Annotated in this window: 13 protein-coding genes; 6 read left to right on the top strand and 7 right to left on the bottom strand. The window is 73.5% G+C overall.

Features of this window, described 5'->3' with window-relative positions; genetic code table 11:
• Positions 1-252: 252 nt before the first annotated feature.
• On the bottom strand, positions 253-2,280 hold the full coding sequence (locus ACFXMF_RS02070; RefSeq protein WP_379991514.1) for an acetoacetate--CoA ligase: 2,028 nt from the start codon (positions 2,278-2,280) through the stop codon (positions 253-255).
• A gap of 165 nt (positions 2,281-2,445) precedes the next feature.
• Between ACFXMF_RS02070 and ACFXMF_RS02065 the strand changes: the two genes are divergently transcribed.
• The 4 genes from ACFXMF_RS02065 to ACFXMF_RS02050 all read left to right on the top strand — a co-directional run bounded on the left by ACFXMF_RS02065 (position 2,446) and on the right by ACFXMF_RS02050 (position 6,097).
• Entirely contained in the window at positions 2,446-3,357 is a 912-nt protein-coding gene (locus ACFXMF_RS02065) for a diiron oxygenase (protein ID WP_360306205.1), read from the top strand.
• Positions 3,358-3,490: 133 nt separating this feature from the next.
• Positions 3,491-3,937 carry a zinc ribbon domain-containing protein gene (locus tag ACFXMF_RS02060; RefSeq protein ID WP_360306207.1) on the top strand — a complete coding sequence of 149 codons (447 nt, stop codon included), beginning with the start codon at positions 3,491-3,493 and terminating at the stop codon, positions 3,935-3,937.
• Positions 3,934-5,127, top strand: coding sequence for a lipid-transfer protein (locus ACFXMF_RS02055; RefSeq protein ID WP_360306209.1), 1,194 nt, complete (start codon positions 3,934-3,936; stop codon positions 5,125-5,127). Before ACFXMF_RS02060 ends, ACFXMF_RS02055 begins: the two co-directional genes overlap by 4 nt.
• Positions 5,128-5,230: 103 nt before the next feature.
• Entirely contained in the window at positions 5,231-6,097 is an 867-nt protein-coding gene (locus ACFXMF_RS02050; protein WP_360306211.1) for an amidohydrolase family protein, read from the top strand.
• Between the two features lie 18 nt (positions 6,098-6,115).
• On the opposite strand, the gene ACFXMF_RS02045 is transcribed toward ACFXMF_RS02050, so the two are convergent.
• Entirely contained in the window at positions 6,116-7,090 is a 975-nt protein-coding gene (locus ACFXMF_RS02045; RefSeq protein ID WP_379991513.1) for an LLM class F420-dependent oxidoreductase, read from the bottom strand.
• A 76-nt stretch (positions 7,091-7,166) separates the two neighbouring features.
• On the opposite strand from ACFXMF_RS02045, the gene ACFXMF_RS02040 reads away from it, so the two are divergent.
• The gene (locus ACFXMF_RS02040; RefSeq protein ID WP_379991512.1) at positions 7,167-7,970 is read left to right on the top strand and encodes a sugar phosphate isomerase/epimerase family protein; all 804 of its coding nucleotides are present in this window, start codon (positions 7,167-7,169) and stop codon (positions 7,968-7,970) included.
• Positions 7,971-7,998: 28 nt separating this feature from the next.
• On the opposite strand, the gene ACFXMF_RS02035 is transcribed toward ACFXMF_RS02040, so the two are convergent.
• Positions 7,999-8,205: a hypothetical protein gene (locus ACFXMF_RS02035; RefSeq protein ID WP_379991511.1), complete on the bottom strand. Its 207-nt coding sequence runs from the start codon at positions 8,203-8,205 to the stop codon at positions 7,999-8,001.
• Between the two features lie 9 nt (positions 8,206-8,214).
• Positions 8,215-9,126 carry a serpin family protein gene (locus ACFXMF_RS02030; RefSeq protein WP_379991510.1) on the bottom strand — a complete coding sequence of 304 codons (912 nt, stop codon included), beginning with the start codon at positions 9,124-9,126 and terminating at the stop codon, positions 8,215-8,217.
• Between the two features lie 99 nt (positions 9,127-9,225).
• On the opposite strand from ACFXMF_RS02030, the gene ACFXMF_RS02025 reads away from it, so the two are divergent.
• A complete protein-coding gene (locus ACFXMF_RS02025; protein WP_379991509.1) occupies positions 9,226-9,798 on the top strand; it encodes a nuclear transport factor 2 family protein in 573 nt (190 codons plus the stop codon).
• On the opposite strand, the gene ACFXMF_RS02020 is transcribed toward ACFXMF_RS02025, so the two are convergent.
• The 3 genes from ACFXMF_RS02020 to ACFXMF_RS02010 all read right to left on the bottom strand — a co-directional run bounded on the left by ACFXMF_RS02020 (position 9,795) and on the right by ACFXMF_RS02010 (position 16,934).
• On the bottom strand, positions 9,795-14,345 hold the full coding sequence (locus ACFXMF_RS02020; RefSeq protein WP_380017637.1) for a hypothetical protein: 4,551 nt from the start codon (positions 14,343-14,345) through the stop codon (positions 9,795-9,797). The genes ACFXMF_RS02025 and ACFXMF_RS02020 overlap by 4 nt on opposite strands.
• 193 nt (positions 14,346-14,538) lie before the next feature.
• Positions 14,539-15,390 carry a hypothetical protein gene (locus ACFXMF_RS02015; RefSeq protein ID WP_360306223.1) on the bottom strand — a complete coding sequence of 284 codons (852 nt, stop codon included), beginning with the start codon at positions 15,388-15,390 and terminating at the stop codon, positions 14,539-14,541.
• On the bottom strand, positions 15,387-16,934 hold the full coding sequence (locus ACFXMF_RS02010) for a hypothetical protein (RefSeq protein WP_360306225.1): 1,548 nt from the start codon (positions 16,932-16,934) through the stop codon (positions 15,387-15,389). The genes ACFXMF_RS02015 and ACFXMF_RS02010 overlap by 4 nt, the downstream gene beginning before the upstream one ends.
• Positions 16,935-16,937: the final 3 nt, after the last annotated feature.

Here is a 16,937-nt window from a genome sequence, read left to right as displayed (position 1 = left end):
ACCCGTGGGTCGCCGAGCCGGCACAGGTCGCCGGTCGGGTCGGCGCGAGCGCGAGGCGAGCGGCGACCGATGTCGCGATCAGGACCGCGGCCGGTGCCGGGAGACGTCCGGGCGAACGCCGGGTGCGCCGTGACGTCTTGGGCATGGACCTGATCGCGCCATCGGACGCGCCCGATTGCTCCGCACTACTTCATGTGCGTCATATCGTTGTGCTTTTCCGATGATTACCGGGTGTTGGTGCGGTTCGGCCGTCTACGCCCGCTTCTCCCCCGGCTTCGCCTCCTGCTTGTCCTCCTGTGCGCGGGCCCGCGACCGACCCACCTCGGCGTAGAAGCGGAGTACGTCGAGGTCGTCCACCGAGCCGGGGTTGACCGCGTCCTCCAGGCGACGGCCCTGGAGCAGCTTCTTGACCGGGATCTCGATGCGCTTGCCGGTGAGGGTGTGCGGCACGCCGGGCGCGGCGATGATCTCGTCCGGTACGTGTCGCGGCGAGACCTCCTCGCGGATCACCGTGCGGATCCGGTTCCGCAGTGTGTCGTCGAGCGTGTGTCCGGGCGCGGTGACCACGAACAGCGGCATCCAGTAGCCGCCGTCGGGCAGTTCCAGGCCCACCACGAGCGACTCGCGCACCTCGGGCAGGCGTTCGACCGCCTCGTAGATGTCGCTGGAGCCCATCCGCACGCCCTGCCGGTTCAGCGTCGAGTCGGAGCGGCCGTGCACGACGATCGTGCCGCGCTCGGTGAGCGTGATCCAGTCGCCGTGTCGCCACACGCCCGGGTAGGTGTCGAAGTAGCTGGCCCGGTAGCGCTCGTCGTTCGGGTCGTTCCAGAAGTACACCGGCATCGAGGGCATCGGTTGGGTGAGCACCAGCTCGCCCACCTCCTCGACCACCGGCCGGCCGTCCTCGTCCCACGCCTCGACCGCGCAGCCCAGCGCGCGGCACTGGATCTCGCCCAGGTACACCGGCAGGTCGGGGCTGCCGCCGACGAAGGCGCTGCACACGTCGGTGCCGCCGCTGACCGAGGCCAGCCACATGTCCGTGTCCACCGCCTCGTAGATCCAGCGGAAGCCGTCCGGCGGGAGCGGCGAACCGGTGGTGCCGATGCCGCGCAGCCGGCTCAGGTCGTGCGTGAGGCGCGGGGTCAGTTCCTTCTTGCGGCAGGCCATCACGTACGCGGCGGAGGTGCCGAACCAGGTCACCTCGGCCCGCTCGACCACGGTCCACTGCGCCTCGGGGCCGGGGTAGCCGGGGCTGCCGTCGTAGAGCACGATCGTGCTGCCCGCGAGCAGGCCGCCGACCAGCATGTTCCACATCATCCAGCCGGTGGAGGTGTACCAGAAGAAGCGGTCGCCCGGGCCCAGGTCGAGCTGGAACGCGGCCTGCTTGAGGTGTTCGAGCACGATGCCGCCGTGGCCCTGGACGATCGCCTTGGGCAGGCCGGTGGTGCCGGAGGAGTACAGGATCCACAGCGGGTGCTCGAAGCCGACCTGCTCGAAGTCGAGGTCGGCGGCGGACACGTCCCGGCCGATCGCCTCGGCCCAGGTCAGCACGTCGGCCGGGGCCGGCTCGTCGAGCAGCGGCACATGCAACACGTGTCGCACGGTCGGCAGACCGGCGCGCAGATCGGCGACCACGTCGGCGCGGCGGACCTCCTTGCCGCCGTAGCGGTAGCCGTCCACCGCGATCAGCACGACCGGCTCGATCTGCTGGAACCGGTCGAGCACGCTGCGGGCCCCGAAGTCGGGGGCGCAGGCCGACCAGACCGCGCCGATGCACGCGCACGCGAGCAGCCCGATCACCGCGTGCGGGGTGTTGGGCACGTAGGCCGCCACCCGGTCGCCCGGTCGCACGCCCAGCTCGCGCAGGGTGGCCGCGCAGGAGGCGACCTGACGGCGCAGCTCGGCCCAGGAGATCTCGCGGGGGAGCAGTTCCTCGTCCAGGTGGACGATCGCGGCCCGCTCGGGGTCGCCGTCCTCGACGTGCCGCAGCACCTGCTGCGCGTAGTTGAGGCGGGCGTCGGGGAACCAGCGGGCGCCGGGCATGCTCCGATCGGCCAGCACCACCTCCCGGTCGCCCAGGTCCAGCTCGAACCAGTCGCACAGCGAGGCCCAGAACGCCTCGGGCTCGGTGGTCGACCAGGCCCACAGTTGTGCGTAGTCCTCGGCCCGGACGCCGCGTTCGGCGCCGAGCCACTCGCGATACCGGGTGACCGCTGCGGCGGCGACCCGTTCGGCCGAGGGCTGCCACAGCAGCTCGGCCTGCTCGCTCGATTCCGTCATGTCGTAAGTCCCCTCCGCGCGATGTGCCCCCCGACCCTGCCATCTCCCGCCCCGGCGCGCATCCCCCGGGCGGGTCGCGAAAGGATCTTCGTGGCCACTCTGGACGCGCCGCGCCGGACGCGGGATGTTACCGACGGGAAACAAGTCTGGCAGAGGAGGCCCCGCATGCCCGGCACGCACGGCATCGGCACCGACCGCGAGCGCGTCGCGGAGCGGCTGCTTGCCGCGTCACACGCGCACGCTTTCGACCCGATCACCGACATCGACTGGGACGCGCCGCTGGTCGACGGCGCGTTCTTCCTGCCCGCGCACCGGGTCAGCCTGTACGGCACGCCGATCTGGGAGCGGATGAGCGAGCGGCAGCGCATCGACCTGTCCCGGCACGAGGTGGCCTCGATGGCCAGTGTCGGCATCTGGTTCGAGGTGGTGCTGATGCAGTTGCTCATCCGGCACGTCTACGACCGTCCGCTGACCTCGCGACACGTGCAGTACGCGTTCATGGAGATCGCCGAGGAGTGCCGGCACTCGACCATGTTCGGCCGGTTGATCGAGAAATTGGACTGCCCCGAGTACGGGCCCGGCCCGTACGCGCACGCGGCCGCGCGGGCGATGAAGACGTTCGGTTCGGGCGTGCAGGCGTTCGCGATGGCGTTGATCGCGGAAGAGGTGCTGGACACGATGCAGCGCGAGATGACGGCCGACGAGTCGCTCCAGCCGATCACCCGGCAGACCGCGCGCATCCACGTGATCGAGGAGGCCCGGCACGTGCGCTACGCCCGTGACGAGGTGGCCCGGGGCGCGCCGCACATGTCCGGGGCCGAGCGGGCGATCACCCGCCTCGCGCTGGCCCGGGCCGCGCACATCATCGCCACCCGTCTGGTGCATCCGGGGGTATACGCGGCGGTGGGCCTGGACCCGGCTGCGGCGCAGCGGGCGGCGCGGGCGAATCCGTATCGGCTGGACGCCCTGGGCCACTGGTCGCGGCGGCTGATCGCGTTCTACGACGAGCACGGTCTGCTCGGCGGGCCGGGGCAACGGCTGTGGCGGGCCTCGGGACTGATGGGGCGTCGGATATAGCGGCCGAGTGCGCATCCGCCGCGCGGATGTGACCGTAAATACCCCGGTCGGGTTGGCGCCCGGAACTGACGATCCGTCAGACTGTGGTCCGTACACACATCGGACGAGACGGCCAGACGAGTTGGAGGGCCCCGTGACGAAGGACCACAAGCCCGTGGTCCCCGGTTGGTTCACCACGTCCGGGGAGGACTTCTCCCTCCTCGGCACCCGGTGTACCGCCTGTGGGACCGTGTTCTTCCCGCGCCAGGAGACGTTCTGCAGCAACCCGGCGTGCGCCGGCACCGAGTTCGCCGAGGTGCCGCTGTCCCGGCGCGGCACGGTCTGGTCCTACACCAACGCCGGCTACCGCCCGCCGGCCCCGTTCGTATCCGACCCGGACACCGAGTGGCAGCCGTTCACCATCGTCGCGGTGCGCCTGGAGGCCGAGGGCCTGATCGTGCTCGGCCAGGGCGCGCCCGGGGTCGGCGTGGACGACCTGAAGGTGGGCGTCGAGGTCGAGATCGTGCCCGGCGTGCTGTACGAGAACGACGAGCACGTCTACACGACGTGGAACGTGCGGCCCGTGGAGGTCAAGGCATGAGCACCGACCGCGAGATCGTCGTCCTGGGCGCGGGCATGCACCCGTGGGGCAAGTGGGGCCGCAACTTCGTCGAGTACGGCGTCAAGGCCGCCCAGGACGCGCTGAAGGACGCCGGGCTGGCCTGGCAGGACATCCAGTTCGTGGCCGGCGCGGACACCATCCGCAACGGCTACCCGGGCTTCGTCGCGGGCGCCACCTTCGCCCAGGCGCTCGGCTGGACCGGCGCGCGCATCTCCAGTTCCTACGCGGCCTGCGCGTCCGGCTCGCACGCGATCGCGAGCGCCCGCGCGCAGATCCTCGCGGGCCTGTGCGACGTCGCGCTCGTGGTCGGCGCGGACGCGGCCCCCAAGGGCTTCTTCGCGCCGGTCGGCGGCGACCGCCCGGACGACCCGGACTGGGTGCGCTTCCACGTGCTCGGCGCCACCAACCCGGCCTACTTCGGGATGTACGCGCGGCGCCGGATCGACCTGTACGGCGCCTCGGTCGAGGACTTCGCCCGGGTCAAGGTCAAGAACGCGCGCAACGGGCTGGCCAACCCGAACGCGCGCTACCGCAAGGCGTTCACCCTGGAGGACGTCGCGGCCTCGCCGATCGTGTGCGACCCGCTGCGGCTGATGGACATCTGCGCCACCTCCGACGGCGCGGCTGCGGTGGTGTTGTGCAGCAAGGAGTTCGCCGCCCGGCACACCACGTCCCCGGTGCGGATCTCGGCGGTCTCCACGGTCACCCCGACCTTCCCGAGCGCGCTGATCGAGCTGCCCGACATCGCCACCGACTCCTCGGTGGCGGTCGCGCCGAACGAGTTGTCCTTCCGGGCGTCGCTGGCCCACGCGGCCTATCAGGAGGCGGGCATCGGCCCGGAGGACCTGAGCCTGGCCGAGGTCTACGACCTGTCCACCGCGCTGGAACTGGACTGGATCGAGGACCTGGGCATCTGCGCGCGCGGCGAGGCGGAGAAGCTGCTGCGCGACGGCGCGACCGAGATCACCGGCCGCATCCCGGTCAACGCCTCCGGCGGCCTGGGTTCGTTCGGCGAGGCGGTGCCGGCCCAGGCGATCGCCCAGGTCTGCGAGCTCACCTGGCAGTTGCGCGGCGAGGCGGGCGAGCGCCAGGTGCCCGGCGCGACGGTGGGCATCACCGCCAACCAGGGCCTGTTCGGGCACGGTTCGTCGATCATCGTCACCCGGTAGAGCGCACTCGGATCCATCGAAACGGTCCCGGGGTCGGCGGGGTTCTCGGCACTGCCGATCCCCCTCGACTCCGGGATCGTTTCCGTTTCAGCGGAGGGTTTGTATGGGATTTGCGGACGGTATCGGCGTGGTCGACCTGCTGATGGGCCTGCCGAACCGCGATCGGCGCTGGTGGGCCACCGCGATGGCGGGCACGTTGCGGGACCAGGACAGCCGGACCGGGATGACCCACCCGGCCGGGTACATGTTCAAGGACCTGCCCGAGATGGAGCGCACCGACTCCTCGGCCGAGGACCTGCTGCGCGAGATGGACCGGTTCGGCGTCGAGAAGGCGCTGATCCCGGTCTCGTTCGAGGACCCGGACACCCTGGAGGCGGTCCGCCGGCACCCGGATCGGCTGCTCGGCAGCTTCCAGGTCGACCCCACCGACGTGATGGCGGGCGTGCGCGGTCTGCGCCGGGCGCGCGAGGAGGCGGGGGTGGTGGCCGCGACCTTCTTCCCGTGCGGGTGCACACCGCCGGTGCCCATCGACGACCGGTTGGCCTATCCGCTCTACGCGACCTGCGTCGAGCTGGGCCTGCCGGTGTTCGTGAACGCGGGCATCCCCGGCCCCCGGGTGCCGGCCGCCGCGCAGGAGGTGATGCGCTTCGACCGGGTCTGCTACGACTTCCCCGAACTCACCGTGGTGATGCGGCACGGCGGCGAGCCGTGGTGCGACCTGGCGGTCAAGCTGATGCTCAAGTGGCCCGGGCTGCACTGGTCCTCGTCGGCCTTCGCGCCCAAGCACTACCCGCGCGCGATCGTCGACTACGCGAACACCCGCGGGGCCGACAAGATCCTGTACGCGGGCTACTTCCCGTACGGCCTGACCCTGGATCGCATCTTCGCCGAGTTGCCCGGGGTCGGGTTCAAGGACGAGGTGTGGCCGAGGTTCCTGCGCACCAACGCGCTGCGGGTCCTGGGGTTGTGACCGGGCGGGCCGGGCCGGTCATCGCGCCCGGGGCGCCAGCGCCAGTGCCGCCCGGATCGGGTCGGCGTCGGGGCGTGGGTCGACGATCGCCAGGACCGGCACCGTGACGCCCGCCTCGACGTAGCGGGCGATTCCGGCCCGGCAGCGGTCGGGGCCGCCGTGCACGATCAGGTCGTCCAGGACCGCGTCGGGGACCAGGTCGAGGGCCCGTTTGCGGTCGCCCTCGGCCCAGGCCGCCCACATCGGCGCCAGTTCCTCGGCGCGGCCCAGCCAGCGGTGGAACTCGGCGTAGACCGGCACGGTCAGGTAGCTCGTGATCATCCGCCGGGCGATCGCCCGCACCGTGTCCCGGTCCTCGATCGGCACCACGAAGATCCGCGCGACGATCTCCTTGTCCGGCCCGCCCTCGTGCACGTACGGCACCACCCGCTCGACGTCCGCGGCGGAGAGCCAGTTCAGGATCGCGCCGTCCGCCTCCCGCCCGGCCAGCCGCAACATCCCCGGGCGCAGCGCCGCGACCAGGATCGGCGGCGGGCTCTGCGGCGGCCGGGACAGCCGGAAGCCGCGCACCGAGAACGTCTCGTAGTCCCGACTCACCTTCTCCCCCGCGAACGCCGCGCGCAGGAACCGCACGGTGTCGCGCACCCGCTGGTACGGCCGGTCGAACCTCGCCCCGTTCCAGCCCTCGACGATCGGCGCGGACCCGGCGCCGATCCCCAGGTGGAAGCGCCCCGGAGCCACCTCGGCGAGCGCCGCCGCGGTCATCGCCAGCGTCGCGGGGCCGCGGGTGTACGGCGAGACGATCGCGGTGCCCAGGCGCACGTTCGGATCGGCCAGGGCGGCCACGGTGAGCGGGGTGAAGCCGTCCGGGCCGTCCACTTCGGCCGACCAGAAGTCCGTGTAGCCGGCCGCGCACAGTTCGCGCAACAATCGCGGCTGGTCGGCGAGCGGCGCGTTCAGCGGAACGGTGATGCCGTATCGGGACTGGCTCATGCGTGCTCCTCCGCGGTCCTGATGGTTGATCAGGACTACCACAACCGGCCGAATACCTGATGTACCGTCAGATGCCATGTCGACCCTGTGCCTCAACACGTTCGCCTTCTCGCCGTTCGCCGGGACGAAGGAACCCCCGTCCCTGCCCGAGCTGTTGGCGGCGGTGCACGACGCCGGGTTCACCGCGATCGGCCTCGACGTGTTCTCCGTGCTCGGCTACGGTCGGCCGCTCGCCGAACTCGCCGCCGAGGTGGCGGCGGCCGGGCTGCGCTGCCCGGAGATGCTGGGCTTCGTGGTCGACGCGGACGAGGCCGCCGCGTTGGCCGGGGCGCGGCAGGTGGCCGAGGCGTGCGCGGCGTTCGGCGCCGACTTCGCGCTCGGGATGGTCATGCTCGCGCCCGACGCGCGCTGCGCGGACCTGTTCGCCCGCTGCGCCGAGATCATCGCGCAGGCCGGGGCGCGCGCGGCGGTCGAGTTCCTGCCGTTCACCCCGGTCGCCACCATCGCCGACGCCCGCACCCTGGTGGCGCACGCGGGGACCGCGAACTCCGGTGTCCTGGTCGACGCGTGGCACTTCTTCCAGGGCGCGGACACCTGGGCCACACTCGACGCGTTGCCGGTCGCCGAGATCGCCTACGTGCAGATCGACGACCACCCCGAACTGCTGCCGCCGGGCGCGGATTTCTACACCGAGTGCATGTCGCGACGGGTCTTTCCCGGCGAAGGGGTGTTCGAGCTCGGCACGTTCCGGGACGCGCTGCTGACCAAGGGGTACGACGGGCTGGTCAGCGTCGAGGTGATCAATCCTGGGCTGGTCGGGCTCGGCGCCGCACCGTACGCACGCGCCGCGCGGGCGGCGGTGGCACGGCACTGGGCCTGACGAGCGGGCCGATCACCTCGATCCGCCGTCACAACCCCTGATCGGGCGCGTCCCGCGGTGCCGTGGCCTGGAAGGCCGCGAACAGCGGTACGTAGCCGGACGCGTCCATCACCACGCACGCGAACGGCCGATCGAAGGCCACCAGCCGCCGCACCGGTTCGGGCTCGTGGCTCATCCAGTCCAGCGTGACCGTGGTCAGCGCGGTGGCCTCGACGCCCTCCTCGGCGATCCGCAACAGCGACTCCTAGACCACCTGGTCGATCCGCACCGGCTCGTCCGTCATGCCGCCGAAGTCCGCGTCGTCGGTCGACGCGGTCCGCACCCCCAGGTCGATCAGGTGCGGCAGCACCTCCAGCCGGGTGCGCAGCTCGAAGCGCGGCAGCCGCACCTCGACGTCCTCGCCCTCGTACGCCTTTCCCGTGTCGCGCGGCGCCCACGCGGCGGTGATCACCGACGCCGGCGGCGCGTGCTCCGGGCCGAGCGCGAACCGCACCCGGGCGGGCTGCTCCCCCGCGCACACCAACTCGACCACGGTGACCTCGCCGTCCCGGCCGGAAATCGTCCACACCTGGGAAGCCGGCACCTCGCGGTGCATCGTCGGCACCGGGGTACGGGTGCCGTCGGCGGCGTGGAAGTGCCGGTCGTGCGTGCGCGCGACGTCGAACTCCTCGTGCCAGCGGGCCCGCAGCGCGAGCGCGTTGACCAGGACCACACGCGTCCACGCGTCGAGTTCGACGGGTATGCGCTCGATCAGCCCGTCGGTGGCCCGGGCCACCCACGCGTCCAGCTCGGCCTGCGCCCGCAACGCGCCGAACCCGATGCCCGGCAGCGCCGCCCGGAATCCCTCGCGCAGCGGCACCGCGCTCCACACCCCGGTCGCCACCGCGAGCGCCTCGGTGCCGGCCAGATCGCGCGCCACCGCGCTCACCACCGGCGCCGACTCGCGCCACGCCAGGCCGACCAGATCGGCGAGTTCCTCCGCGGTGTCGCCCTCCGCTCCGGTGGCCACCGCCGCGAGCGCGAGCCACAGACCGGTCGGCGAGCACACCACGTCGCCGCCGGCCCCCCGCACCCCGGGGTCGCTCAACATCGAGTCGAGCCAGCGCGAGGCCAGCTCCCGCACGGTGCCCGCGTGTTCGCGCAGAGCCGGTTCCATCTGATCACCCTCGTCGTCGCCGCGTCGTCGCCGCCCGGAACTGTTCGGTGTCCCCCCGGCCGGCCGGATGTATGCCTCCCGACCGTAGTGTCGTGCGTCATGAACGACTTCGGCAGGGACCTGGAGCTGCGCAGGCTGATCGACCGTCAGGCCATCCACGACGTGGTCCTGCGCTACTGCCGGGGCATCGACCGGATGGACCTGGACGCCGTCCGCGCGTGCTACCACCCCGACGCCACCGACGAGCACGGCAGCTTCATCGGGACGGTGGACCAATACCTCGCATGGATCGGGCGATTGCTCCCCCGGTACACCTCGACCATGCATCTCACCGGCAACCACCTGGTGGAATTCCGCGACGACACGCCCGATCTCGCCCGTTCGGAGACGTACGGGACGGCCTTCCATCGCAGCGCCGACCCGGCGCCCAGCGGCAACCTGATCACCGGCTTCCGCTACATCGACGACTTCGCCCGACGCGAGGGCGTGTGGCGGATCGCCCGCCGGGTGGCCGTCACCGACTGGGTCCGGGTCGACGACGCCGCCGGACAGTGGCCGGTGCCCGAGGGCATGCGCACGGGCCGACGGGACCGCACGGACGCGGTGTACGCGCCCTTTCCCGCCGGCCCGGCCGGCGCCTTCGACCCGTCCGGCCCGACCGACCCGCGCTAACCGATCGGCTCCGCGGCGGTCTCGGGCGGTCGGCGAAAGACCCGGGTCGCGTGGATCTCGCCGACGATCTGCGGCGCGTCCGGATCCTGCGGCACCGGCAACCCGGGCCGCAGGTGCTCCTCGACCGAGATGTACTTGAGCCCGGCACGCAGGTCCGCATCGTTGCGCAGCCGCACCACCAGCGGGAACTCGGCCAGTGCGGTGGTATCGAACAGGCCCGTCGTGTACACCAGTTGCACGCCGAGCGCGTCCGCGACCGCGCGCTGCAACTCCAGCAGATAGGACGCGTTGGCCCGCCCGATCGGGTTGTCCAGGAACAACGTCCCGGCGTGCCGGTGCCGGGCCCGACCACGATCGTTGCTGCGCAGCGCCGCCATCGTGCAGTACAGCGCGATGGCCGCGGTGAGCAGTTGCCCGCCGGAGAACACGTCGCCCATCTGCCCCACCGGCACCCGCTCGGCCCGCAGCACCGAGTCCGGCTTGAGGATCTCCACCTGCACCCCGCGCGGGCGCAACGCCGCGTGCACCCCACGCAGGAGCAGTGTCATCCCGTCCCGACGCACGCCGCCGACCGTGCCGTCCCGGCCACGCTTGATCGTGCGCGTCGCCTCGTCGACCACCTCGCCCAGCGCCTCCACCAGGCCCGCCGCGTCCGGCTCGTCGAACCGGATGCGCAGGAACTCCTGGCCGGACCACTCGCCGAGTTCCTCCGGCAGGCGGGACAACCGCTGGGCCGCGCGCAGCGTGGTCAACGCGGCCTCGACCATGCCGCGCATCCGGTCCACGATGCTGTCCCGGTTGCGCTCGATCTGGCGCAGTTCGTCGGTGAGTACGCGCAGCCGCGGTGCGAACGCGGCCGACCACGCGGGCGCGTGCTCGGCCAGCGCGGCCGGCGGCAGCTCCCGGATCTGCTGCCGGGCGGGCATCCGGACCTGCTCGAACCGGGCCGCGCCCGCGTGCCGCACGAGCGTCTCGGTCCGGTCTCGGACCTGGGCCTCGGCGGCGGACAGGTCGGCCGCGGCCGCCCGCAGCGCGCGCCGACACGTGGTCGCCGCGTCCCGCGCGTCGGCGACCGGGCCCGCGAAGGGGATGGCGGGCGGCTGCTCGGGGTCCACCGGCACGGCCGGCAGCGTGTCCGTGAGCGAGGCGGCCACCTCACCGAAGGCGCCCGCCGCGTGGTCGGCGTCGGTGTGCTCGCGGGCCAGCCGGCCGTGCGTCTCGCGGGCCCAGGTCAGCGCCTCGGTCCGGGCGGCGTGCTCGGAGCCGGCGGCACGCAGCAGTTCCAGCGCGTGCGCGCCGTCCCGGGGCCGCTGTTCCTCGGGCAGGTCCAGGTGATGCTCGCGGCCCTCGGCCGGCGCATGCCGCTCGACCTCGCCGCGCAGTCGGCCCAGCAGTTCGCTGGCCGCGTCGGCCCGACCCTCCAGGGTGCGTACGTGATCCTCGGCGCGGCCGGCCGCGGCCAACCGGGACGGACCGTCGGAGCCGTCGAAACCGTCCAGGAGCTCGGCCGCCTGACGACGCACCTTCGCACTGAGCCGGTCCAGCGTGCTCTGCGCGGCGGACTCCTCGCTCTCCGCCCGGGCCTGCTCGGCGCGCAGGTCGGCGCCCACGCCGACCTTCTCGTAGAGCGCGCGGGCCGTGCGGTACGCCTCACGCAACGCGGGCAACGACGCACGCGCGGCGGCCTCGTCGGCCGGCACGTCGGCGACCTGCTCCTCCAGCGCACCGGTGATCTCGGCCCGCTCCTCACGCAGCGCCCGCGCGGTACGCCGGGCGTCGTCGGCGGAGCGCTGCGCCTGCCGGCGGTCCTCGTCGGCGGTCCGGGCCAGCGTACGGTCCGCCTCGACGCCCGCCTCGTGTTCGCCGGTCTCCTGTTCCAACTCGCGAATGCGGCGCCCCCAGCCGGCCCGCTCGCGCAGCCGAAAGGCCAGCCCGGCCAGCGCGTCGGCCCGCCGGCGCGCGGTCTGCGCGGCGTCCATCCGCCGATCGCGGCGATCCACCGCCTGCGCCCGGGCCTGCTCGGCGCTCACCGCGGCGATCTCCGCGGCCTCGCCCGCGGCCTGCGCGGCGGCCAGTTCGAGCCGCGCGTCGGTGACCGCCTCGAACAGCGCGTCGAGCCGCCCCGCCGGACACGCGGCCCGCCAGGTCGCCAGTCGCCCGGCCAACGCCCGGTCGCCCTCCAGGCGCGCGGCCCGCACCCGGATCGCCTCCTGCCGCTCCCCCGCCCGCCGGCGCAGCGCGTCCCGCTCGGTGTCGGCGGCGCGCTCGTCGTGCATCGCCGGGTTCGGCGGCACCAGGAACGTGTCGGGGCGGTCCGGGCCGGGTTCGAGCAGCGCCTGTGGCGTGCCCACCGCGACCGCCGAGCGCGGCAGCAACGCGGCCTCGGCGAGCACCTCCGCGGCCCGGCCCATCGCGTCGTGCATGGTCACGATCACGCCGTCGACCAGCTCGGGCCGGGCCGCAAGCACCGCCGAGTGCCGCTCGGCGGGCACCGACTGGGCCAGGTAGCGCCAGCCCGGCAGCGCCGGAATGCCGTGCTCGCCCAGGAGTTCGACCGCGGCCAGCACGTCCGGTCCGGCGGGCAGCAGACCGCCGTCGCCCAGCGCACCCAGGATCCGCGAGTCGTCGGCGGCGCCGGTGCGCAGTTGGAACAGGGTGCGCTCACCGTCGGTGACCGCCTCGGCGAGCAGTTCGCGCAGCACGTCGGCGGCCCGGTCGAAGGCCCGCGCGGCCTGCTCGCCGACCGCCTCCTCCGCGTCGGGACCCAGCAGTTCGCGCACCCGCGGCTCGGCCGCCAGCGCCGCCGCGTTCGTGTGCACCGCGGCCAGGTCGGCCTCGGCCACGCCCAGCCGGTCCGCCGCCCGCGCCGCGACCAACTCGGCCCGCCCGCGCGCCGACTCGGCCTCGCGCACTCCCGCGGCGAGCTGTTCGGCGCTCGCCCGGGCCTCGGCCCACGCGGCGGCGGCCTCCTTCTCCTCGTCCGAGGCGTGCGCGGCGGACTCGGCCGGATCACCGTCGTCGTCGAGCCAGCCCGCCTGCACCGCGAGGTCGAGCTCGGCGCCCACCTCGGCGAGCCGGCCGCGCAGGTGCGCGGCCTCGCTGCGGGTGCGCTGCGCCTCGGTCGCCGCGGTGGTGGCGGCCCGTTGGGCCCGCTCGCCGCGCTCCTGCAACTCGGCGGCCCGGCGCTCCTCGGTGTCCGCCCGGCCCTCGGCCCCGGCGGCGGCGGCGTGCAGCGCCCGCACCAGCGCGCCGGCGGCCTCCTGACGGGCGGCCAGCGCGGGCGCCGCGTCGCGTTCGGCCGCCCGGATCGCCACGTCCACCCGCTCCGCGCGGTCCACCGCCGCCCGGTGCCGCAGCACCGCCTCGGTGGCCAACCAGGCCGAGTGCAGCCCGCGGGCGTCGCCCAGTTCGCGCTTGAGCCGCGCGGCGTCCTTCTCCGCGCCGGTCAGCCGCATCCCGGCGTGCCGGTGGGTGATCTCGGCGGTGACCAGCGCGGCATGTGCCCGGGCCCGGTCGGCGGCCTCCACCGCGGCGCTGGACTCGGCGACCCGGCGGGCCAGTTCGGCGGCCCGTTCACGCTCGCGTTCGGCCCGGGCGCCCAGTTCGCGGCCGAGGCCGCGCGCGGTGTCCTCGGCGCCGCGATGCGCCGCCCGCACCCGGGTACGCCGGCCGGCCGCCTCGCCCACCGCGTCGAGCAGTTCGACCGCGCCTTCGACGAAGTCCCGCTCGGCGGTCAGTTCGGCCCGCTGGGCGAGCTTGACCGCGAACCCGTCGACCAGGTCGGCCAGCCCGTCGGTGTCGGCCGGATCGGAGACCGCGCGCAGCAGCAGGTCGACGAAGTCCGCGTCGTTCTTGACCGCGAACAGACCCGCCGCCTCACCCTCGTCGGCGTTCATCTCGCGCTGGTAGCGGAACAGTTCGGGATCCAGGCCGAGCGCGTTCAGGTGCTCGATCCAGCGGTCGTGGATCTCCTCCCACACCACGTCCACGTCCGGGTAGACCTTGTGCAGTTCGCTCATCGCGTCGCGGAAGCCGCGCATGGTCCGCCGCCGCCCGCCGACCTGCACCGGCAGCCCGTCCAGGGTGAGCCCGGGGCCGGGCCGGAACGAGTACCAGCTCTCGGCGAACTTGCGCGGGTCCGAGGAGACCTGGCGCCCGCGCCACTCGCTGACCTTGCCGACCACGACCGTCTCGCCGGTGAGCACGTGTTGCCATTCCAGCGCGACGTGCCCGCAGTCGTCGGCGAGCAGGAACTTGCGCAGCACGCCCGAGCTGGCGCCGCCGAGCGTGTTGCGGTGTCCGGGCAACATCACCGAGAAGATCAGCTTGAGCAGGACCGACTTGCCGCCGCCGTTCTCCAGGAACAACACGCCCGCCGGCGCCGGTCGGCGCGGCGGCCCGACCGGCTCGCCCTCGAAGAGCTGCGCCTGCCTGGGCGCCGGATCGGGCACGGGCGCACCGACGCCGCGCAGGTCGAGCACGGTGTCGGCGTAACGCGCACCGGCGGGCCCGATGGAAAACAGGCGGACCCGGGACAGCTCGTACATCGGCGGTCAAATCTCTCTGGTCGAAGCACAGGACAAGACATCACACAAGGGAGGATCGTCCGACGGACGATCTCCCGGCGGGGAAAACACCCGACGGTCGGGGCACCCGGCGCCCGCGGACCGCACACGACGGACCGGGTTCGCCGCCGGATCGGCCCGAAACGGCCCGGCCCGACGCCGCGACGACCGGGGGTCAGACCCCGTGGAAGGGCAGGCCGGCGCCGGGCGCCAGCTCGCCGCCGTCGATCGCGGCGGCCAGCAGACTCGGACTGCCGTCGGTGACCGCCACCACACCCAGCTCCAGCAGCTCGGACATGGCCGCCGAACCGGCCGTGTCGCGCACCTGGAGCTGATAGCGGGCGGTGCTGCGGTACGTACCGCCCGCGTCGTCGGAGACCCGCTGCAAAAAGCCCGAGTCGACCAGGAACGCGACCGCCTTGGCCACGATCCCGATGGTGGACGCGGCCAACCTGCGGGCGTCCTTGGTCGCGCCGGTGGCGCTGCGCCGGGCGTAGACCCGCCAGGCCGCCTCCAGGCCGGGGCCGTCCACCTCGGGGTCGCTGATCTCGCCGCGCTGCTCGGCGCGTTCCTCCAGCCGCAGGCAGGCCTGGCGCACGAAGGCGTCCACGCCGTGCACGCTGAGCCGGCCCACGTAGGCGTCGTCGGCGAGGTCCTCGGGGCGCGGGAAGGCCATCGCGGCCACCGCGAGGTGGGCGAGGCCGTGCAGGAACCGGTCGGCCGACTCGGTACCGGCCCGGCGCGCGTAGTCGCCCATCCGGACCGCGAACACCGAGTCCTCGCCGGCGGTGACCGCCATCCCGGCGCGCGGCGACACCTCCAGCACCACCAGCCCCAGCCCGGCCGCGACCGCCCCGGCCAGCGCGGCGAAGCGCGGGTCCTCCCGGTGTCTGCGGATCAGGTCGCCGTACTCGGCGTCGCGCGCGGGCAGCAACTTGGGCTGGAGCCCGAAGGCGACCAGCCGGGCGGCGTCGCCGACGTCGGCCGAGGTGATCGGCGCGGCCTCGGTGACCGTGTCGTGGTTCATGCGGGGGTGGGCCCTTCCGGCTCGGGTCGCGCGCCGGTCAGGACCGCCGTGCCGATGATCAGGTCGGCGCCGCCGACCTCGTGGTCGTCGAGTTCGGTGCCGTCGTCCACGGCCACCAGGAGGGTGCGATCGCCCTGGCGCAGCGCGGTGCCCACCGGCGGGGAGGCCGCGTGGAAGGCGAGCAGCGCGACCAGGTAGCCGAGGTCGGGATCCCCTTCGCGGGCCTCGGCGAGCAGCCCGGAGAGCCGGCGTGGGGTCTCCGGCGGGATGTCCAGGAGCCGGGCCGCCGCGTCGTGCTGGCTCTCGCTGTAGCGGCTGTCGTCGGGGGTGAGCGAGACGTCCGGCTCGGGCAGTTCGGCGCCCAGGTGGTCGCGCGGCGCGGGCGGGGTGAGCAACATCTCGGTCAGGTCGTGCAGCCGCACCGCGACCGGCGTGCGCAGCCCGGTGCCCGCGGCGAAGAACCGGTCGCTCACCCGCCGCGCGTCGCCGACCGGCAACTCCAGGAGCGGGCCCAGCAGTTGCCCGTAGAGGTCGAGCCCGGTACGGGTGCTCGGCGCGGCGAACGCCTGCCGGTCCTGCTCGGCCCGGAACAGCGGGCCGGCCTCCATCAACCGGGTCTGCAACTGGGTGTGCCGCCGGATGCAGTCCTGCACGATGTCGACCAGTTCGGCCGCACCGCGTTTGCGCTCGCTCTCCTCGGCCTCGTCCCGGGCCCGCCGGATGTTGATCAGGATCGCGTTCTCGTGCCGGTAGCGGTCGGCGACGTGCTCGAACGCCTCGTCGATCAGGTCCGGCACGCCCTGCAACCAGTCCACCGCGCGCACGTTGCGCCGGGTCGCGTCCAGCGCGCGGCGCAGCGATTCGGCGTACTGCACGGTGCGGTAGCGGGCCTGTTCGGCGGCGAACCTGGCCTCGGCCAACCGGCCGCGCCGAATCAGGTGTTCGAGCTTGACGTCGGCGGCGATCTGGGCGCTGGTGACGTCGGTGTCCAGTGCGCCGACCAGGACGTTGATCGCCTCGTCGGTGGCGCGCAGAAAGATGTGCCCGTCCGGGCCGGGGACCTCTTCGAGCAGTTTGAAGTCGTAGTCGCGGCGGATGTATTCACCCTCTCGGGTCCACATCCCGTAGACCGCGCGAAAGCCGCGGTCCACGCTGCCGACGTTGATCAGGTTCTCCAACACCCAGCGCGCGACCCGTTCGTACTCGGCGGGGTCGCGCCCGGGGGCCTGCGCGGCCACCCGGGGGCGGAGCCGGGCCACGATCTCGTCGTGGTCGGCCCCGGTGTCGAAGTCCATCGTGATGGTGACCAGGTCGATCGCGCTGAGACCGAGCTCGGCCATCGCGTAGACGGTGTACTCGCCCGCCAGGTTCGCCTTGCGCGCCTCGAGGTCGTGCAGCGGCGCGGTACAGGCGAGGGCCTTGAGGCGGCGGGCGAGCCCCTCCTCGGTCACCCCGGAGCGCGGGTGTGCCGCGCCCGGGGGCAGCGCCGGGCCGGAAGTCGGCGGCGCTTCCCCGGGCAGGCCGGCTCGGGCGGGAACGGTCATGGG

The organism is Embleya sp. NPDC059213 (assembly GCF_042754445.1).
GTDB lineage: Bacteria > Actinomycetota > Actinomycetes > Streptomycetales > Streptomycetaceae > Embleya.
The sequence above is the reverse complement of the archived record's forward strand: the minus strand, read 5'-3'. Positions and strand labels throughout refer to the sequence as shown.